Source organism: Variovorax sp. 01N425 (genome assembly GCF_056399465.1).
This window is the reverse complement of the sequence record NZ_JBFTRJ010000001.1, coordinates 325,370-343,773: the sequence shown is the minus strand read 5'-3', so window position 1 is coordinate 343,773 and position 18,404 is coordinate 325,370. Positions and strand designations below refer to the sequence as shown.

Genomic DNA, 18,404 nt, shown 5'->3' with positions numbered 1-18,404 from the left:
GTTGTACCCATGACAGCTGCGGTGCATAGCGACATTCCCGCCCGTCTCGACCGCCTGCCGTGGTCGCGCTGGCACTGGCGCGTGGTGGTTGCGCTCGGCGTGGCCTGGGTGCTCGACGGCCTCGAGGTGACGCTTGTCGGCTCGATCGGCGCCGTGCTCGAGCGGCCCGACACACTCGGGCTCAGCGCCGGCGAGATCGGCTGGTCGGGCTCGATCTACATCGCGGGCGCGGTGATCGGCGCCCTGCTCTTCGGCCGCCTGACCGACCGGCTCGGGCGCAAGAAGCTGTTCCTGGTCACGCTGGTGGTCTACACCCTGGGCACGCTGGCCACCGCGTTCTCGCCGGACTTCGCTTTCTTTGCGCTGTGCCGCTTCATCACGGGCCTGGGCATCGGCGGCGAATATGCAGCCATCAATTCCGCCATCGACGAGCTCATTCCGGCGCGCGTGCGCGGCCGCGTCAACCTCGCGATCAACGGCAGCTTCTGGATCGGCGCGGCGCTGGGGGCCGGGCTCAGCCTGGTGCTGCTCGACCCGCGCGTGATCGGTCCGGTGTGGGGCTGGCGCGCGGGTTTCGCGCTGGGCGCGGTGCTGGCGGTGGCCATCCTGCTGGTGCGGCGCCACGTGCCCGAAAGCCCGCGCTGGCTGATGGCGCATGGCCGCGCCGACGAGGCGCTGCGCATCGTCGAGACCATCGAGGCCGAGGTCCGCGCGCAGCACGGCCCGCTGGCGCTGGCCGAGGGCCGCGTGGCCTATGGCGGCGGGCACCACCGCAGCCCGTCGATGCGCGAGGTGGCGCACGTGCTGCTGCGCCGCTACCGCGCGCGCAGCGTGGTCGCGGTGGCGCTGATGGTTTCGCAGGCCTTCTTCTACAACGCGATCTTCTTCACCTATGCGCTGGTGCTCACGCGCTTCTACGGCGTGGCCGAGGACAACGTGGCGCTCTACATCTTTCCGTTCGCGCTTGGCAATGTGCTCGGGCCGCTGCTGCTGGGCCCGCTGTTCGACAGCGTGGGGCGGCGCAAGATGATCGCGCTGACCTACGTGCTCGCGGGCGTCGGGCTCGCGTTCACCGGCTGGGCCTTCATGATGGGCTGGCTCGATGCGCGCAGCCAGGCGCTGTGCTGGTCGGCGGTGTTCTTCCTGGCCTCGGCCGCGGCGAGCTCGGCCTACCTCACGGTCAGCGAAGTGTTCCCGCTCGAGATGCGCGCCATGGCCATCGCGATCTTCTACGCCATCGGCATGGGCGCGGGCGGCTTCGTGGCGCCGGTGCTGTTCGGCGTGCTGATCGAGACCGGCAGCCGCGGCGCGGTGATGGTGGGCTACGCGATCGGCGCCACGCTGGTCATCGTTGCGGGACTGCTCGCGCTGCGCTATGCGGCCGATGCGGAGTGCAAGCCGCTCGAGGAAGTGGCGCCGCCGCTGTCGTCGGAGATCGGGAGCACCGGGATCGGCGACTAGGCAGCCCCCGGCGCAGGCTCAAAGTGCACAGGTCCTGAAGCCGAAGAAACCATCGTCGCGCCCGGGCAGCGCAAAGCTGCGGCGCCGCGGCGAACGCAGGCGCGAGCGGGTCGCGAACGACGCGCCGCGCAGCACGCGCGCCTCGCCGAATGCAGGCACGGGATCGAACTCGCTGCCCGCGCTCCAGGGATCGGCGCGAAAGCCGGGCCAGGGCCGCAGCGTGCCCGCGGTCCACTCGTGCACGTCGGCCCAGCGGAATCCACGCCGCGCCGCCGTGTGCGCCGCAATTTCCCATTCGACCTCGGTCGCGATGCGCCGGCCGGCCCAGCGCGTCCAGGCATCGGCCTCCCACCAGCTCAGGTGCACCGCGCTGTGGTGGCCGGCCGCACGCACGGTGGCACCAAAACGGTGCTGCAGCACCGAGCCGCCGGTGCCGTTGCGCGCGACGCCGATCTGCTCGATATGGCGCGGCCCGCGGCGCCCTTCGATCTGCGAGGCGAGCCAGCGCCAGCCCTGCGGATGCCAGAGCTCCTCGCGGTCGTAGCCGCCCTCGTCGACGAATTCGATGAACTGGCTCCAGGTCACGGGCTGGGCATCGATCTCGAATTCGGGCACCTCGACGCGGTGCGCGCCCTGCTCCTGCGCGAAGGCGAAGCCGCAGCCCTCGGGCAGGCCGAGCTCCCATTGCGTGGCCGGCAGCAGCAGCGGCTCGCGCGTGACGGCCGTGGGCATCGGATCGATGCCCAAAGGCAGCCCCAGCGTCTGCGCCATCACGATGAACTGCTCGCCGCGCAGGTCTTCATGGAAGAGCGCGAGGCGGTAGAAGTAAAGCCCCGGATCGGTCTCGGCCGCATGCTCGAGCAGTTCGAGCGTGCTCTCCAGCGTTTCGAGCAGGTAGGCCTTGGTCTGGGCCAGGTCCGGCAGGCCGGGCGACCAGCGCTGCGCGGGCGAAACCTGGGCCGGGTTCCACCAGTCGTCGGCAGCGGGCTCGATGGCGGCCAGGCGGGTCGGCCGCACCGGGCAATCGGCGCCGAAGGCGCGCTGGGTGTTGCGCCCGATCCACCATTCGGCGAACCAGCCGATGTGCCCGGCCAGCCAGAGCGGCGGCACCAGGCCCGCATCGCCCGTGCGCTCCACCGCGAGCGCGGGCGAGCCCAGCGCCTCTTCGTAAAGCGAGAGCAGATGAAGCGTGTGGTTGCGCGCATCGATCAGGGCCAGCGAGAGCAGCTCGCGGCCGGCGCGCTGCATGTCGGGCGAGTCGATGGAGTGCGGCAAGCCCGTGGGCAGCGGAGGCGGCGACGACGAGGGCATGTTTCATTATCGCGAGCCGGCGCACCAGTGCGGCGCATGGCGGCCGCGCCTACGGGAATACACCGCCCGTGCCCGTCCGAAAACGGCTTTGCGCGCCGATAAAATCGCGCGTCCGCCGAAAGCCCCCGGACCGCCGCCCGCCGGCGGAGCCCGGCCCGCTTCTGCATCCAAGCATCCATTTCCTCTCTGGAGAAGAGCATGAATTTCCTGCTCAGATTTTCGCGCGCGGTCGATTGGCTCAATGGCCAGATCGGCAAGTACGTGATCTGGCTCATCCTTGCATCCACCGTGATCAGCGGCGTCAATGCCGTGGTCCGGAAGGTGTTCAACGTCAGCTCCAACGCCTATCTCGAAGTGCAGTGGTACCTGTTCGCCGCATCCTTCCTGATTGCCGCGGGCTATACCCTCCTGAACCAGGAGCACGTGAAGATCGACGTGATCCTCAGCCGCCTGTCCAAGCGCGGCCAGATCTGGGTCGACATCATCGGCTTCAGCTTCTTCCTCACGCCGGTCTGCCTCGCCATCCTCTGGTATGGCATTCCGTTCTTCCTGCAGGGCTATCGCTCGGGCGAGATGTCGAACAACGCCGGCGGCCTGATCCGCTGGCCGATCTACGCCATGATCCCGCTGGGCTTCTCGCTGCTGATGCTCCAGGGCTGGTCCGAACTCATCAAGCGCATCGCGTTCCTGCAGGGCCGCATCGACGATCCCACGCAGAAGCGCGACGAAAAGACCGCCGAAGAAGAACTGGCCGAGTCGATCCGCCGGCTCGCCGAATCCAACGCCAAAGGCTGAGCGGTAGCACCCCATGGAATTCATTACGCAAAACTTCGCCCCGATCATGTTCGCGGGGCTGATCGTGTTCCTGCTGTTCGGCTTCCCGGTGGCGTTCAGCCTCGGCGCCTGCGGCCTGTTCTTCGGCTTCGTCGGCGTGGAGCTCGGCCTCCTGCCCGAGGCGCTGCTGCAGGCGCTGCCGCTGCGGGTGTTCGGCATCATGCAGAACGACACGCTGCTGGCCATTCCGTTCTTCACGCTCATGGGGCTGATCCTCGAGCGAAGCGGCATGGCCGAAGACCTGCTCGACTCGATCGGCCAGCTCTTCGGCCCCGTGCGCGGCGGCCTCGCGCTGGCCGTGATCTTCGTGGGTGCGCTGCTTGCGGCCACCACCGGCGTGGTGGCGGCCTCGGTCATCTCGATGGGCCTGATCTCGCTGCCGATCATGCTGCGCTACGGCTATGACCGGCGCATCGCCTCGGGCGTGATTGCGGCCTCGGGCACGCTGGCGCAGATCATTCCGCCTTCGCTGGTGCTGATCATCATGGCCGACCAGCTCGGCCGCAGCGTGGGCGACATGTACAAGGGCGCGTTCGTGCCGGGCTTCATGCTCACGGCCATGTACGCGGGCTACGTGATCCTGCTGGCCATCTTCAAGCCCAAGTGGGTTCCGGCCCTGCCGCTCGAGGCACGCACCTTCCGCGAGCCGAGCGGCAGCAGCGGCCTGCCCTCGCTGCTGGTGCTGACCACCGTTGCCACCGCGGCGGCCGTGTTCTTTGCCAAGCACATTGCCGATGTCCACACCTGGTGGACCGGCCAGCCCGTGACCAGCGTGGCCACCGACGAAACCATCGTGGTGTCGATGTGCGTCGGCGTGATGCTGGCCTTCCTGATCGCGGTGGCCAACCGCCTGCTGCGGCTGCGCCTGCTGTCGCGCATTGCCGAGCGCGTGACCTTCGTGCTGATCCCGCCGCTGCTGCTGATCTTCCTGGTGCTGGGCACGATTTTCCTCGGCGTGGCCACCCCCACCGAAGGCGGCGCCATGGGTGCCCTGGGCGCCTTCATCATGGCCATGGTGCGCGGACGGCTCAGCATGAGCCTGCTCAAGCAGGCGCTCAACACCACCACCAAGCTGTCGTGCTTCGTGGTGTTCATCCTGATCGGCTCGACCATCTTCAGCCTGGTGTTCCAGGGCGTGGACGGACCGCGCTGGGTCGAGCACCTGCTGACCGGCATGCCCGGCGGCCAGCTCGGCTTCCTGATCCTGGTGAACGTGCTGATCTTCTTCCTGGCGTTCTTCCTGGACTTCTTCGAGCTCTCGTTCATCGTGGTGCCGCTCCTGGCACCCGTGGCGCACAAGCTCGGCATCGACCTGATCTGGTTCGGCGTGCTGCTGGCTGTGAACATGCAGACCTCGTTCATGCATCCGCCTTTCGGCTTCGCGCTGTTCTACCTGCGCAGCGTGGCGCCGACCAAGGCCTACAACGACAAGGTCACGAACGAACGCATCGAGCCCGTCACCACCATGCAGATCTACTGGGGGGCGGTGCCCTTCGTGCTGATCCAGATCATCATGGTCGGCCTGATCATCGCGTTCCCGGCCATCGTCTCGAGCGGGCTCGACAAGGAGGTGGCAGTCGACCTCGACAAGATCGGCGCCGAGATGCAGGCCAACATGCCGAAGGACGACTCCCAGCCCGCTCCCGAGCCGGCACCCGGCGCCTCGGCACCGGCCGGCGGCGAAGCGCCTGCGGGCGCGGAAGAAGACCCGATGAAGGCCATGCAGGAACAGCTGGACCGGGACGCGGGCAAGAAGTAGTTCGAAGAAAGCCGCTGCAGGCCCTCCGGGGCACGCGGCGGCCGCGGGCCTTCCCCGAAGCCCCAAAAAAAAAGCCCCGCATCGCGGGGCTTTTTGCTGGCCGGAGTGAACCCGGATCAGAGCTTGAGCGTGGACATGAACGAGTCGAAGCGCGATTCCGCAAAACGGAACCAGAGCACCTGGTCGCGCTGGAAGCTGCGGAAGTCGGCGTAGATCTTCTTCCACTCGGGGCTCTTGGCGTCGTTCTCGGCATAGACCTCGAGCGAAGCCTTGTAGGCGGCGTCCATCATGGCTTGCGAGAACGGCAGCACCTTGGTCTTGGCGGCCACGAGCTGCTTGAGCGCGATGGGGTTCAGCGCGTCGTACTTGGCCAGCATGTCCGACGAGGCCACGGCCGCGGCGGCTTCCACGATGGCCTTGTTCTCGGCCGAGAGGCCGTCCATGGCCTTCTGGTTGATGAAGAAGTCCACTTCCGGACCGCCTTCCCACCAGCCGGGGTAGTAGTAGAACGGCGCGACCTTGTTGAAGCCGAGCTTCTGGTCGTCGTACGGTCCCACCCATTCGGCGGCATCGATGGTGCCCTTTTCGAGCGCCTGGTAGATCTCGCCGCCCGGCAGGCTTTGCGGCACGGCGCCCATCTTCTGCATGACCTCGCCGATCAGGCCGCCGCCCAGGCGCATCTTCATGCCCTTGAAATCCGCCACGGACTTGATTTCCTTGCGGAACCAGCCGCCCATCTGGCAGCCCGTGTTGCCGCCGGCGAAGCTCACCATGCTGTATTTGGCGTAGAACTCGTTCATGAGCTTGCGGCCGTTGCCGTGCATCATCCACGCGGTCATCTGGCGCGAGTTCAGGCCGAACGGAATGGCCGAACCCAGCGCGAACGCGGGGTTCTTGCCGTAGAAGTAGTAGGGCACGGTGTGGCACATCTCGACCGAACCGTTCTGCACGCCGTCCACCACGCCGAAGGGAGGCATCAGCTCGCCGCCGGCATGGACCGAGATTTCGAACTTGCCGCCCGACATGGCCTTGACTGCCTTGGCGAAGACTTCCGCGCCGCCGTAGATGGTGTCGAGCGACTTGGGAAAGCTCGACGCCAGGCGCCAGCGGACGGCCGCCTGCGCATGAACTGCGGGCGCAATGCCGGCGGCCAGAACGCCCGCAATGCCGGCGTTTTTAATGAGGGAACGACGATCCATTGAATTCACTCCGAGTGCATTGGAAAAAACGAAACGCGGCTTGTGGCCGCGTCGAGGACTTTTGTAAGTCCCGGATATTGTAAAAACGCACTTACACCCGCCCGGCGGGGGTTTACCCTGCGGCGGCCGCGCCGAAGCGCTGCGCAATCGAAGCGGCAATGCCGGGCGCATCGAGACCGATCGATGCGAGCAATTTGCCAGGGTCGCCATGCTCGATGAAGCGGTCGGGCAGGCCCAGCTGCAGCACCGGCCTTTGCACATGGGCCGCCTGCAGCGCCTCGAGCACCGCGCTGCCCGCGCCGCCCATGACGGCGCCCTCTTCGAGCGTGACGATGGCGTCATGCGTGCCCGCCACCTTCAGCAGCAGCTCGACGTCCAGCGGCTTGGCCCAGCGCATGTTGACCACCGTGGCATCGAGCGATTCGGCCGCCGTGAGCGCCGGGTACAGCAAAGTGCCGAAGGCCAGGATGGCGATGCGCTTGCCCTCGCGGCGCACTTCGCCCTTGCCGAACGGCAGCGCGTCGAGTGCGAGGTGCGGCACCACACCCGCACCGGCCCCGCGCGGATAGCGCACGGCCACCGGATGGTTCTGCTCGTAGGCGCTCGACAGGAGCTGCCGGCACTCGCGCTCGTCGGCCGGGCAGGCAATGCTCATGTTGGGAATGCAGCGCAGGAACGGGATGTCGTAGGCGCCCGCGTGCGTGGCGCCGTCGGCACCCACGAGGCCGGCGCGGTCGAGTGCGAACACCACCGGCAGGTTCTGGATCGCGACGTCGTGGATCAACTGGTCGTAGGCGCGCTGCAGGAAGGTCGAGTAGATCGCCACCACCGGCTTCAGGCCCTCGCAGGCCAGGCCCGCCGCAAAGGTGACGGCATGCTGCTCGGCAATGCCGACGTCGTAGTAGCGGTCCGGAAAGCGCTGCTCGAACTCGACCAGCCCCGAGCCTTCGCGCATGGCCGGCGTGATGCCCACCAGCCGGCCGTCGTGCGCGGCCATGTCGCAGAGCCATTGGCCGAAGACCTGCGTGAAGGTCTGCTTGGCCACCGCCGTGGACTTGACCAGCCCCACCTGCGGATCGAACTTGCCGGGCCCGTGGTAGGCCACCGGGTCGGCCTCGGCCAGCTTGTAGCCCTGGCCCTTCTTGGTGACCACGTGCAGGAACTGCGGGCCGTCCAGGTGCTTGAGGTTCTCGAGCGTGGGCACCAGCGAATCGAGGTCGTGGCCGTCGATGGGGCCGACGTAGTTGAAGCCGAACTGCTCGAACAGCGTGGCGGGCACCACCATGCCCTTGGCATGCTGTTCGAAGCGCTTGGCCAGTTCGAACAGCGGCGGCGCGGCGCGCAGCACGCTCTTGCCGACGTTCTTGGCCGCGGCGTAGAAGTTGCCGCTCATCAGCTGCGCGAGGTAGCGGTTGAGCGCGCCCACGGGCGGGCTGATCGACATGTCGTTGTCGTTCAGGATCACCAGCAGCTTGCAGTCGCACACGCCGGCGTTGTTGAGCGCCTCGAAGGCCATGCCGGCCGTGAGCGCGCCGTCGCCGATGATGGCCACGGAATGGCGGTCTTCGCCCTTCTGCTTGGCCGCCATCGCCATGCCGAGCGCGGCCGAGATGCTGGTCGACGAGTGCGCGGTGCCGAAGGTGTCGTATTCGCTCTCGCTCCTCTGCGGAAAGCCCGAGATGCCGCCGATCTGCCGCAGCGTGGGCATGCGCTCGCGCCGGCCCGTGAGGATCTTGTGCGGATAGGTCTGGTGGCCCACGTCCCACACCAGGCGGTCGTGCGGCGTGTTGAACACGTGGTGCAGCGCGACCGTGAGCTCGACCGTGCCAAGGTTCGAGCTCAGGTGGCCTCCGGTGCGCGAGACGTTGTCGAGCACGCAGGCGCGCACCTCGGCCGCCAGCTGCCTGAGCTGGGCGCGGTCGAACTGGCGGATCGGCGATGGATCGTGAAGCGTGGGAAGCAGCGCAGCCATGGGATCGTCGTGGGTCTTCTTGTCCATCTGTGAGTTGTTCATCGGTCGCGGTCGACGACCATGTGGGCCAGCGCGCGCAACGCCGCGGTGTCGGCCAGGCCGCTGCGGTCCAGCGCCGCGAGCGATTCGGCCAGCAGCTGCCTTGCCTGCGCACGCGCACCGTCCAGGCCCCACAGCGAAACATAGGTGGGCTTGTCGGCGGCCGCATCCTTGCCGGCGGTCTTGCCGAGGGTCTGCGAATCGGCCGTGACGTCGAGGATGTCGTCGACCACCTGGAACGCCAGGCCGATGGCGGCGCCATAGTCGCGCAGGGCAGAGAGCGCCGCGGGCGCCACGGCGCCGGCGCAGGCCGCGCCCATCTCGACGCTGCCCTGCAGCAGCGCGCCGGTCTTCAGGCGGTGCATCTCGCGCAGCTGCGCTTCGTCCAGCGCGAGGCCCACGCTGGCCAGGTCGATCGCCTGCCCGCCCGCCATGCCCTGGCTGCCCGCGGCGCGCGCGAGCAGACGGCACAGCGCGGCCTGGATCGATGCGGGAATCTCGTCGCCCTCGGGCGTGAGCAGCTCGAAGGCCAGGGCCTGCAGGGCGTCGCCGGCCAGCAGCGCATCGGCTTCGCCGAACTTCACGTGCACCGTGGGCTTGCCACGCCGCAGCACGTCGTTGTCCATGCTCGGCAGGTCATCGTGCACCAGCGAGTAGGCGTGGATCAGCTCGGTTGCGCAGGCCGCACGCAGCGCCGCAGCCGCATTGCCGCCGACCGCTTCGCTCGCGGCCAGCACCAGGAGCGGCCGCAGCCGCTTGCCGCCGTCGAGCACGGCATAGCGCATGGCATCGCCGAGCAGCACCGGCGCGTCGACGCCGACCCAGCGCGACAGCGCCGCCTCGACGCGCGCCAGGTGCGGGTCGCTCCAGCTGGCCAGGCGCGCGGCATCCCATTCCACCGCTTGAACCGCGCTCATTCGGCAGTCCAGGGCTTGAGGCTCCCGGCGTCGAGCACCTTGATCTGGTCTTCGACCGCCTGGAGCTTTTCGCGGCAGAAGGCGAGCAGCGCGGCGCCGCGCTGGTAGCTGCCGAGCAGCTGGTCGAGCGGCAATTGGCCCGACTCGAGTTCTGCAACCAATTGTTCCAACTCCTGGAGCCCGGCTTCGTAGCTGGCCGGCAGCGGCCCCGTGTCGGGCGTGGCGGCCGGGCTGGACGTGGCGGAAGAAGGGACCTTGGGCATGCGAGCGAACGAGTGTGAAACCGCGCATTTTAGGACGGGGAAGCAAACGGGCGCCGGCATGCGGCAAGCCAACGGCACTGCACTGCCCCCTTGGGTACAATCCGAGCTTCCCAAGCCGGCCGACCCGGCACAACTCTTCGGGCCGTCGCCCTCCAGACGGCGCCTTCCGTCTTTTCTTTTTTCTCCCTGTGGGGAGCTTGGTCAGGTCCTCCATGTCTGATTTAAGTCTTCAACTGCAGCAGGCCACGAGCCAACTTCCAGTTTCCGCGTACTTCGACGAGTCGCTCTATGCGCGCGAGATGCAAACGCTGTTCGCGCAGGGCCCGCGCTATGTGGGCCACCGCCTGGCCGTGCCCGAGCCCGGCAACTTCCACACCCTGCCGCAGGAGCACCAGGGCCGCGCGCTGGTGCACACGCCCAAGGGCGTGGAACTCATCTCCAACGTGTGCCGCCACCGCCAGGCGCTCATTCTCCAGGGCCGCGGCCAGCTCGACAGCCAGGCCGGCGGCAACATCGTCTGCCCGCTGCACCGCTGGACCTATGCGGCCAGCGATGCGCGCACCACCGGCACGCTGATCGGCGCGCCGCACTTCCAGCAGGACCCCTGCCTCAACCTGCACAACTACCCGCTCACCGAGTGGAACGGCCTGCTGTTCGAGCGCGGTCCCGATGGCGCAGGGCGCGACGTGGCGGCCGACATGGCCGAACTCGGCCCGCGCGCCGACCTCGACTTCACGGGCTACGCGCTCGACCGCGTCGAGCTGCACGAGTGCAACTACAACTGGAAGACCTTCATCGAGGTCTACCTGGAGGACTACCACGTCGGCCCGTTCCACCCGGGCCTGGGCAGCTTCGTCACCTGCGACGACCTGCGCTGGGAGTTCAACCGCAACTTCTCGGTGCAGACCGTGGGCGTGGCCAACCGGCTCGGCCGCGCGGGCAGCCCGATCTACCAGAAGTGGCAGGAGCAGCTGCTCCAGTACCGCGAAGGCAAGCCGCCCAAGTACGGCGCCATCTGGCTCACCTACTATCCGCACGTGATGATCGAGTGGTATCCGCATGTGCTCACGGTGTCGACGCTGCATCCGGTGAGCCCTACCAAGACGCTCAACATGGTGGAGTTCTTCTACCCCGAGGAGATCGTGGCCTTCGAGCGCGAATTCGTCGAGGCCCAGCAGGCCGCCTACATGGAAACCTGCGTGGAGGACGACGAGATCGCCGAGCGCATGGACGCCGGCCGCCGCGCGCTCATGCTGCGCGGCGACGACGAGAGCGGCCCCTACCAGAGCCCGATGGAAGACGGCATGCAGCAGTTCCACGAGTGGTACCGCAGCGCAATGCAGAACAACGCCTGAGCCGATAGTGCAAGCACTCTGGATGGTGCTGGGCGCCTTCTTGTTCGCCACCATGAGCGTGGTCGTCAAGGTGGCCTCGGCCTGGTTCAACAGCGGCGAGATGGTGCTCGGGCGCGGCCTGATCGGCATCGTGTTCCTGTGGCTGCTGGCGCGCAACCGCGGCGTCTCCATGGCCACCCGCTACCCCGGCATGCACGCCTGGCGCAGCACCATCGGCGTGGTGTCGCTGGGCGCGTGGTTCTATGCCATTGCCCACATGCCGCTGGCCACGGCCGTCACGCTCAACTACATGAGCAGCGTGTGGATCGCGGCCTTCCTGGTCGGCGGCGCGCTGCTGGCCTGGGTGCCGGTGCCCGGGCGCGACGGGCGCATCGAGCGGCCGCCGCTGCAGGGCACGCTCGCGCTGACCGTGCTCGCGGGCTTTGCCGGCGTGGTGCTGATGCTCAAGCCCACGGTCAGCGGCAGCGACGGCTTCGCAGGAATGCTGGGCCTGCTGTCGGGCCTCACGGCCGCCTTTGCCTACATGCAGGTGGTGGCGCTGTCGCGCATCGGCGAACCCGAGCTGCGCACGGTGTTCTATTTCGCGGTGGGCTCCGCGGTGGCGGGCGCCTTTGCCACGGCCGCCACGGGGTTTTCGGGCGGAAATTCCTGGACGTGGCAGCATGCGCTGTGGCTGCTGCCGATCGGCCTTCTGGCGGCCCTCGGGCAGCTGTGCATGACGCGCGCCTACGCCACGGCCAAGACGCAGGCCGGCACGCTGGTAGTGGCCAACCTGCAGTACTCCGGCATCATCTTTGCGGCGTTGTACAGCGTGGTGCTGTTCGACGACCGCATCGACGCCGCCGGCTGGACCGGCATGGCGCTCATCATCGTGAGCGGCATCGCGGCCACCGTGCTGCGCCAGCGCGCAGTGCCCAAGGCGCCGGCCGAAGAACACTGATCCGCATCGACCCTCATCGACAACGAAGGAACCCCGCCATGTACACCACCCTCCTCAGCGTCGAACAACTCCAGCAGCTGCAGGCCGGCGACGCGCCCCACATGGTCTTCGACTGCAGCTTCGATCTCATGAAGCCCGAAGCCGGCGCGCAGCAATATGCCGCCGCCCACATCCCGGGCGCGGTGTACGCGAACCTCGACACCGACCTGAGCGCCAAGCACGGCATGCCGGGCGCGCAGGGCGACGTGGTCATCGCGCAGGAAGACGGCGTGCCGGCCTCGGGCGGGCGCCATCCGCTGCCCAGCCGCGAGAAGTTCGCGGCCTGGCTGTCGAGCATCGGCTTTTCCAACGACATGCAGGCCGTGGTGTACGACCGCAACGGCGCCAACTACTGCGGCCGGCTCTGGTGGATGCTCAAGTGGATGGGCCACGACGCGGTGGCCGTGCTCGACGGCGGCCTGCAGGCCTGGCAGGCCGCGGGCGGCGAAGTCACGAACCGCGAGGAGCCCGCGCACTTCCAGTCGAACTTCGTGATGGGCGAGCCGCTGGTGAAGCTCGTGGCCACCGACGTGGTGGCGCGCCGGCTCGGCCAGCCTGACCAGAACCTGATCGACGCGCGTGCCGCCGCACGTTATCGCGGAGAGGTGGAACCTCTGGACCCGATTGCGGGTCACATCCCCGGGGCTGTGAACCGGCCCTTCGCCGAGAACCTCGGCCCCGACGGCAAGTTCAAGCCGGCATCGCAATTGCGCGCCGAGTTCGAAGCGCTGCTCGCGGGACGCGATCCGGCGACGGTCGTCCACCAATGCGGCAGCGGCGTGAGCGCTGTGCCCAACCTGCTCGCGATGCAGATCGCGGGCCTTGGGACGACGGCGCTCTATGCCGGCAGCTGGAGCGAGTGGAGCAACACGCCGGGGCTGCCGACCCGGCAAGGCGCAGAACCATGAGCAAGACCCGACTTCGACGACGCATTTCATCCGGCCTCGCATTGGCCGCGGCGCTGTTCGCAGCCCCCTTTCTTTCCGCCCAGGCGCAGCAGCAGCATGCGCATGTGCACGGCCAGCTCAAGCTCGATGTGGCGATCGACGGACCCACGGTGGTGATCGACATGGAATCGCCACTGGACAACATCGTCGGCTTCGAGCGCGCGCCCAAGACCGACGCCGAGAAGAAGACCGCCGAAGACGCTATCGCCCAGCTGCGCGCAGCCGACAAGCTGTTTGCCATCGACCCGGCCGCCAACTGCAAGCTCGGCCCGGTCGAGCTGCGCTCCAGCGCACTGGGCCTTGGCAACCCCGACCCGGCAGAGCCCGCGGGCCATGCCGACCTCGACGCGACCTTTTCGTTCAACTGCACCCATGGGGCCGCGGCAAAGTTCATCGATGTGAATCTGTTCTCCGCCTTCAAGGGCACGCGCCAGATCGATTCGCAGATTGCATCCGCCCAAGGCCAGTTCAAGCGCCAGCTCAAGCGCCCGGCCGGCGCACAGGCCGCCCAGCCCGTTCGCCTGAACCTGGGCAAGTGACACTGTGAGCACCGTCCCCCAGGGCGAGGCCGCGCCGCCGCTGCGCGTGGTGCTCGCCGCCGAAGGGTTGCGCTTCTCGTGGCCCGGCATGCCAAGGCCGTGCATCGATATCGAGGCCTTGCGCATCACCGCGGGCGAGGCCGTCTTCCTGCACGGGCCGAGCGGCTGCGGCAAGAGCACGCTGCTGTCGCTTCTGGCCGGCGTGCTGGTGGCGGACGAAGGCCGCGTCACGCTGCTGGGGCACGACTGGTCGCAGCTCTCGGGCGCCGCGCGCGACCGCTGCCGCGTTGCGCACGTCGGCTACATCTTCCAGCAGTTCAACCTGCTGCCCTACCTGAACGTGCTCGACAACGTGCTGCTGCCCTGCCGCTTCTCGCAGCGGCGAGAGGCGCAGGCCGCACGCGGCGGCAGCGCGCGCGAAGAGGCCGAGCACCTGCTCGATCAGATGGGACTCGACCGCAACCTCTGGAAGCGCCAGGCGATGCAGCTCTCCGTGGGCCAGCAGCAGCGCGTGGCCGCGGCGCGCGCGCTCATCGGCCAGCCCGAAGTGGTGATTGCCGACGAACCCACCTCGGCGCTCGACGAGGACCGGCGCGAAGCCTTCCTCGACGTGCTGCTGACGGCCTGCGCCGTGAACAACAGCGCGCTCGTGTTCGTGAGCCACGACCAGCGCATTGCGCAGCGCTTTGCGCGGCACGTGCTGCTGCCCGAGATCAACCGCGCGGCGCCCGCGGCCATGGCGGCGGACAGCTGAGATGAAGGCACTTTTTTCCATTGCCTGGCGCAGCGCCTGGAATCGGCGCTTCACGCTGGCGCTCACGGTGTTCTCGATCGCGCTGTCGACCTTCCTGCTGCTCGGCGTGGAGCGCATCCGCACCGAGCTGCGCGAGAACTTCGCATCGTCCGTCTCGGGCACCGACCTGATCGTGGGCGCGCGCACCGGCGCCACGCAATTGCTGCTGTACTCGGTGTTCCGCATCGGCGCGGCCACCAACAACATTTCCTGGAAGAGCGTGCAGGCCCTGGCCGCGCATCCGGGCGTCGACTGGGTGGTGCCGCTTTCGCTCGGCGACTCGCACCGCGGCTTCGCGGTGCTCGCAACCTCGCCCGAATACTTCGCGCGCTTTCGCTACGGCAACCGCCAGCCGCTCGCGCTGCGCGAGGGCAAGCCCTTCAGCGCGCTGTTCGATGCGGTGGTGGGCGCCGAGGTGGCCGACAAGCTCGGCTACCACGTCGGCCAGAGGATCACGCTCGCGCATGGCAGCGGCGAACTCAATGCGTCCGAGCATGCCGACAAGCCCTTCACCGTGGTGGGCGTGCTCGCGCGCACCGGCACGCCGGTCGACCGCACGGTGCACATCGGCCTCGAAGCGATGGAAGCGATCCACCTCGAATGGGTGGGCGGCGCGCCGATGCCGGGCGTGAAGATCCCGGCCGAGCAGGTGCGCAAGTTCGACCTCACGCCCAAGAACGTGACGGCCGCGCTCGTGGGCCTGAAGAACCGCTCGGCCGTGTTCGGCGTGCAGCGCTGGATCTCCACCTACACCGGCGAGCCGCTGATGGCCATCCTGCCCGGCGTGGCGCTCGACGAGCTGTGGAGCGTGATCGGCATCGGCGAGAACGCCCTGCTGCTGATGTCGGCGCTGGTGGCGCTGGTGAGCCTTGCGGGCCTGGTCTCGGTGGTGATGGCGGGGCTGAACGAAAGGCGGCGCGAGCTGGCCGTGCTGCGCGCCGTGGGTGCCGGCCTGCGCCATGTGCTGGCGCTGCTTGCGCTGGAGGGCGCCATGGTCACCGTGCTGGGCGTGGCCCTCGGCGTGGTGATGGCGGTGCTTGGCATTGCCCTGCTCGCGCCATGGCTGCAGGCGCAGTTCGGGCTGACATTGAGCCTTTCGCCACCTACACTGAATGAATGGCTGCTGATGGCGAGCCTGCTGGTCGCGGGCTGGCTGGCAAGCCTGCTGCCGGGCATCCGCGCCTATAGGCTCTCGTTGGCCGACGGCCTTTCCCCGAGGATTTGAACCATGCGCATCGCAAAGAAGAACTCCACGGTCAACGCCTTCACGCGGCTTTCGATGCTGCTGGCTGGCGCCGGCCTTGCCGCCGCCACATGGGCCGCCGACCCGGCACCCAAGGACACGACCGCATCGAACCCGCTCGGCGGCAAGGCCGCACCGCCTGCTGCCGCAGCCAAGGCTGCGCCGGGCCAGCCGCGCCAGATCACCTGGGAAGAGCTCGTGCCCAAGGACTGGGACCCGGCCAAGGAATTCAAGGGCATGGACCTGAGCGCGCTCAACGACGGCGACCCGCGCGCCAACGAGCTGCTCATGAAGATGCAGGAAGTGTCGAACAACGCACCGACCAACCCCTCCATGAACGGCGCGGACATCAAGATCCCGGGCTTCATCGTGCCGCTCGAGGAAGCCAAGGGCGAAGTGACCGAGTTCCTGCTCGTGCCCTACTTCGGCGCCTGCATCCACACGCCGCCGCCGCCGGCCAACCAGATCCTGCACGTGGTCACGCCCAAGGGCGCCAAGTTCCGCGCCATGGACACCGTGTGGGTCACCGGCAAGCTGCAGACGCTGCGCAACGATTCGATGATGGGCGTGAGCGGCTACCACGTGAACGCAACGAGCGTCAGCAAATACACAGGCGGCGCCAAGTAGAGCCTGGGGCTTGTGGTTCTGCGCCGACAGCGCAGGCGGCGCAACACCGACACAGACCGTTGCATCGACGATGCAGGCTGGCGTCGTCGCTACAGGTGGCGCGCCGTTGAAGAGTTTCGAAGGCGCGGCTTCTGCGCCCATAGGAACTCCAGATGACAACATCACTGCGCCGCACACCGCTCGCGCGGCTCCTGACGATCTCGCTGTGCATCGGCGCAATCGGCATCGCCGGCTGCAACAAGACCGACAGCACGCCTTCGGCCCCGGCACCTGCGCCCGCGCCTCCGGCAGCTGCCGCGCCGGCACCCGCGCCAGCCGCCCCCGCTCCCGCGGCCTACACGCCGCCCTCCGCCGAGCAGCTCTACCAGCTGGTCGCGCCCATCGCGCTGTACCCCGACAAGCTGGTGGCGCAGGTGCTGGCCGGCGCCACCTATCCCGACCAGATCACGGCCGCGCACGGCTGGCTCGCGCAGAACGCGTCCCTCAAGGGCGGCCCGCTCGCGGACGCGGCCAATCAGCAGCCCTGGGACCCGAGCGTGAAATCGCTCACCGCGTTCCGCCCGGTGCTGGACCAGATGGCCGGCAACATCGCGTGGACCGAAGCGCTCGGACAGGCCTACTACAACGATCCCGCCGACGTGATGAACGCGATCCAGGTCATGCGCCAGCGCGCATCGGCAGCGGGCCGGCTCAAGAACAACGACAAGCTGCGCGTGGCCAGCGCCGCCACACCGCGCAACTACGCACCGGCGCCTGACGTGCAGCCCGTCTATGCGGGCCCCGCCGTCGTCGAGCCGCCGCCGCAGTTCATCACCATCGAGCCTGCGCAGCCCGACGTGGTCTACGTGCCGAGCTACGACCCGCAGCGCATCTACGGCGAACCCGTGCCCGTGTATCCCGGCTATGCGTACACCCCGCCCGTCGAGGTTGCGCCCGGCTACAGCCGCGGCCAGATGGCGGCGGCCGGCGCGTTCACCTTCGGGCTCGGCGTGGTGGTGGGCGCCGCGCTCGAGCGGCACGACTGGGGCTGGCGCTCGTGGGACGTGAACTGGGGCGCGCCGCGCTACCGGGATCGCGACCGCGCGGTGCCGCCGGCCTATGCGCGGCCCGCCGTGGTCTACAACAACAGCACCTACATCTCGCGCTCGACGACCGTGGTCAACAACGTGCGCAATGTCTACAACAACAACGCGCCGCGCGGCCTGCCGCCGGGCGCGCCCCCGCCCAATTTCGCGGCCGCGCCGGGTCTGCCCCCGCCACAGAACGCCCAGTTCGCGCAACAGCAGCAACAGCAGCAACAGCAGCAACAGCAGCAACAACAGCAACGGGAGCAGCAGGCACGGCAGCAGCAAGCCTTCATGCGCCAGCAGCAGGAGCAGCAGCAAGCCGCACAACAAGCACAGCAGCTGCAGGCCCGCCAGCGCCAGCAGGAGCAGCAGGAGCGGCAGGCACGCCTTCAGCAGCACCCGCAGCAAGACCCATTGCAGCGCCAGCAAGCGCAACAGGCGCAGCAACAGGCGCAGCAACAAGCACAGCGACAGGCGCGGCAACAGGCACGACAACAGGAGCGGCTGGCGCGGCAGCAGGCGCACAACACGCCCCCGCAAGCGCCGCAGGCCTTGCTTCAACAACAGCAGCAGCAGCAGGACCTCGCGCGGCGGCAGCAGGCGGCCCAGCAGCAACAGCAACAGCAACAGGCGCGCGCGGCCAGCCAGGCCCAGCAGCAGCAGGCCATGCAGGAGCGCCAGCAACAAAGGCAATCGGCGCAGCAGGAGCAATCACGGCGCCAGCAGATGCAGCAACAGCAAGCCCAGCAGCAGGCCCGCGTGCTCCAGCAGCAGCAAGCGCAACAGCAGCAGATGCAGCGGCAGCAGGCGCAGCAGCAGGCCCGGCAACAGCAGCATCAAGAGCAACTGCAGCGGCAGCAGCAAGAAGCGCAAGCAGCGCGCCAGCAGCAACAGCGGCAGCAGGCGATCCAACAACAGCAGCAACAGCAGCAGCAACGCCAACAGCAACAGGCTCAACAGCAAGCGCAGCAGGCACAGCAAATCCGCCAGCAGCAGCAACAGGCCCAGCAGCACGCGGCCGCCGCCGCAGCGGCCCATCGGCGCCCGCCCGGCCGCCCCGGCGAACCGCCCAAGGACCAGCCCTGAAGGCGGCGGCCGC

At 68.3% G+C, this 18,404-nt stretch carries 16 protein-coding genes; 11 read left to right on the top strand and 5 right to left on the bottom strand.

The genetic code is table 11. The features are described from left to right. Positions 1-9 precede the first annotated feature (9 nt). Positions 10-1,461 carry an MFS transporter gene (locus AC1DSC_RS01655; RefSeq protein ID WP_369664291.1) on the top strand — a complete coding sequence of 484 codons (1,452 nt, stop codon included), beginning with the start codon at positions 10-12 and terminating at the stop codon, positions 1,459-1,461. An 18-nt stretch (positions 1,462-1,479) separates the two neighbouring features. On the opposite strand, the gene AC1DSC_RS01650 is transcribed toward AC1DSC_RS01655, so the two are convergent. After that, entirely contained in the window at positions 1,480-2,772 is a 1,293-nt protein-coding gene (locus AC1DSC_RS01650) for an SUMF1/EgtB/PvdO family nonheme iron enzyme (protein ID WP_369664290.1), read from the bottom strand. A gap of 198 nt (positions 2,773-2,970) precedes the next feature. On the opposite strand from AC1DSC_RS01650, the gene AC1DSC_RS01645 reads away from it, so the two are divergent. Together AC1DSC_RS01645 and AC1DSC_RS01640 are read left to right on the top strand one after the other, a co-directional pair. Next, positions 2,971-3,567: a TRAP transporter small permease subunit gene (locus AC1DSC_RS01645; RefSeq protein ID WP_012746717.1), complete on the top strand. Its 597-nt coding sequence runs from the start codon at positions 2,971-2,973 to the stop codon at positions 3,565-3,567. Between the two features lie 13 nt (positions 3,568-3,580). After that, the gene (locus AC1DSC_RS01640; protein ID WP_369664289.1) at positions 3,581-5,365 is read left to right on the top strand and encodes a TRAP transporter large permease; all 1,785 of its coding nucleotides are present in this window, start codon (positions 3,581-3,583) and stop codon (positions 5,363-5,365) included. Positions 5,366-5,481: 116 nt separating this feature from the next. Here AC1DSC_RS01640 and AC1DSC_RS01635 read toward each other — a convergent pair whose 3' ends face one another. The 4 genes from AC1DSC_RS01635 to AC1DSC_RS01620 all read right to left on the bottom strand — a co-directional run bounded on the left by AC1DSC_RS01635 (position 5,482) and on the right by AC1DSC_RS01620 (position 9,755). Beyond that, complete coding sequence (locus AC1DSC_RS01635) at positions 5,482-6,564, bottom strand: TRAP transporter substrate-binding protein (RefSeq protein ID WP_012746715.1); 1,083 nt, start codon at positions 6,562-6,564, stop codon at positions 5,482-5,484. Positions 6,565-6,676: 112 nt separating this feature from the next. Then, a complete protein-coding gene (gene dxs / locus AC1DSC_RS01630) occupies positions 6,677-8,536 on the bottom strand; it encodes a 1-deoxy-D-xylulose-5-phosphate synthase (RefSeq protein ID WP_369664477.1) in 1,860 nt (619 codons plus the stop codon). A gap of 38 nt (positions 8,537-8,574) precedes the next feature. Continuing rightward, positions 8,575-9,492, bottom strand: a complete 918-nt coding sequence (locus AC1DSC_RS01625; protein WP_012746713.1) for a polyprenyl synthetase family protein — start codon at positions 9,490-9,492, stop codon at positions 8,575-8,577. Next, on the bottom strand, positions 9,489-9,755 hold the full coding sequence (locus tag AC1DSC_RS01620) for an exodeoxyribonuclease VII small subunit (RefSeq protein WP_012746712.1): 267 nt from the start codon (positions 9,753-9,755) through the stop codon (positions 9,489-9,491). Before AC1DSC_RS01620 ends, AC1DSC_RS01625 begins: the two co-directional genes overlap by 4 nt. 212 nt (positions 9,756-9,967) lie before the next feature. On the opposite strand from AC1DSC_RS01620, the gene AC1DSC_RS01615 reads away from it, so the two are divergent. From AC1DSC_RS01615 to AC1DSC_RS01580, 8 genes are all read left to right on the top strand, one after another. After that, positions 9,968-11,110 carry an aromatic ring-hydroxylating oxygenase subunit alpha gene (locus tag AC1DSC_RS01615; RefSeq protein WP_062362491.1) on the top strand — a complete coding sequence of 381 codons (1,143 nt, stop codon included), beginning with the start codon at positions 9,968-9,970 and terminating at the stop codon, positions 11,108-11,110. 22 nt (positions 11,111-11,132) lie between these two features. Continuing rightward, complete coding sequence (locus AC1DSC_RS01610) at positions 11,133-12,050, top strand: DMT family transporter (protein ID WP_012746710.1); 918 nt, start codon at positions 11,133-11,135, stop codon at positions 12,048-12,050. A 38-nt stretch (positions 12,051-12,088) separates the two neighbouring features. Next, positions 12,089-12,997 carry a sulfurtransferase gene (locus tag AC1DSC_RS01605; protein WP_062362494.1) on the top strand — a complete coding sequence of 303 codons (909 nt, stop codon included), beginning with the start codon at positions 12,089-12,091 and terminating at the stop codon, positions 12,995-12,997. Next, on the top strand, positions 12,994-13,575 hold the full coding sequence (locus AC1DSC_RS01600) for a DUF2796 domain-containing protein (RefSeq protein ID WP_062362496.1): 582 nt from the start codon (positions 12,994-12,996) through the stop codon (positions 13,573-13,575). The genes AC1DSC_RS01605 and AC1DSC_RS01600 overlap by 4 nt, the downstream gene beginning before the upstream one ends. 4 nt (positions 13,576-13,579) lie before the next feature. Continuing rightward, positions 13,580-14,329, top strand: a complete 750-nt coding sequence (locus AC1DSC_RS01595) for an ABC transporter ATP-binding protein (protein WP_062362498.1) — start codon at positions 13,580-13,582, stop codon at positions 14,327-14,329. Between the two features lies 1 nt (position 14,330). Further along, entirely contained in the window at positions 14,331-15,593 is a 1,263-nt protein-coding gene (locus AC1DSC_RS01590; protein WP_369664288.1) for an ABC transporter permease, read from the top strand. A gap of 3 nt (positions 15,594-15,596) precedes the next feature. Further along, entirely contained in the window at positions 15,597-16,238 is a 642-nt protein-coding gene (locus tag AC1DSC_RS01585) for a DUF3299 domain-containing protein (RefSeq protein ID WP_278878085.1), read from the top strand. 152 nt (positions 16,239-16,390) lie between these two features. Next, positions 16,391-18,391: a DUF3300 domain-containing protein gene (locus AC1DSC_RS01580; protein WP_369664287.1), complete on the top strand. Its 2,001-nt coding sequence runs from the start codon at positions 16,391-16,393 to the stop codon at positions 18,389-18,391. Positions 18,392-18,404: the final 13 nt, after the last annotated feature.

Excerpts from the sequence above, each read along its gene's own strand:
- AC1DSC_RS01655 (WP_369664291.1), top strand. The coding sequence starts at position 10 with ATGACAGCTGCGGTGCATAGCGACATTCCCGCCCGTCTCGACCGCCTG.
- AC1DSC_RS01650 (WP_369664290.1), bottom strand. The coding sequence starts at position 2,772 with ATGCCCTCGTCGTCGCCGCCTCCGCTGCCCACGGGCTTGCCGCACTCC.
- AC1DSC_RS01645 (WP_012746717.1), top strand. The coding sequence starts at position 2,971 with ATGAATTTCCTGCTCAGATTTTCGCGCGCGGTCGATTGGCTCAATGGC.
- AC1DSC_RS01640 (WP_369664289.1), top strand. The coding sequence starts at position 3,581 with ATGGAATTCATTACGCAAAACTTCGCCCCGATCATGTTCGCGGGGCTG.
- AC1DSC_RS01635 (WP_012746715.1), bottom strand. The coding sequence starts at position 6,564 with ATGGATCGTCGTTCCCTCATTAAAAACGCCGGCATTGCGGGCGTTCTG.
- dxs (WP_369664477.1), bottom strand. The coding sequence starts at position 8,536 with ATGGCTGCGCTGCTTCCCACGCTTCACGATCCATCGCCGATCCGCCAG.
- AC1DSC_RS01625 (WP_012746713.1), bottom strand. The coding sequence starts at position 9,492 with ATGAGCGCGGTTCAAGCGGTGGAATGGGATGCCGCGCGCCTGGCCAGC.
- AC1DSC_RS01620 (WP_012746712.1), bottom strand. The coding sequence starts at position 9,755 with ATGCCCAAGGTCCCTTCTTCCGCCACGTCCAGCCCGGCCGCCACGCCC.
- AC1DSC_RS01615 (WP_062362491.1), top strand. The coding sequence starts at position 9,968 with ATGTCTGATTTAAGTCTTCAACTGCAGCAGGCCACGAGCCAACTTCCA.
- AC1DSC_RS01610 (WP_012746710.1), top strand. The coding sequence starts at position 11,133 with ATGGTGCTGGGCGCCTTCTTGTTCGCCACCATGAGCGTGGTCGTCAAG.
- AC1DSC_RS01605 (WP_062362494.1), top strand. The coding sequence starts at position 12,089 with ATGTACACCACCCTCCTCAGCGTCGAACAACTCCAGCAGCTGCAGGCC.
- AC1DSC_RS01600 (WP_062362496.1), top strand. The coding sequence starts at position 12,994 with ATGAGCAAGACCCGACTTCGACGACGCATTTCATCCGGCCTCGCATTG.
- AC1DSC_RS01590 (WP_369664288.1), top strand. The coding sequence starts at position 14,331 with ATGAAGGCACTTTTTTCCATTGCCTGGCGCAGCGCCTGGAATCGGCGC.
- AC1DSC_RS01585 (WP_278878085.1), top strand. The coding sequence starts at position 15,597 with ATGCGCATCGCAAAGAAGAACTCCACGGTCAACGCCTTCACGCGGCTT.
- AC1DSC_RS01580 (WP_369664287.1), top strand. The coding sequence starts at position 16,391 with ATGACAACATCACTGCGCCGCACACCGCTCGCGCGGCTCCTGACGATC.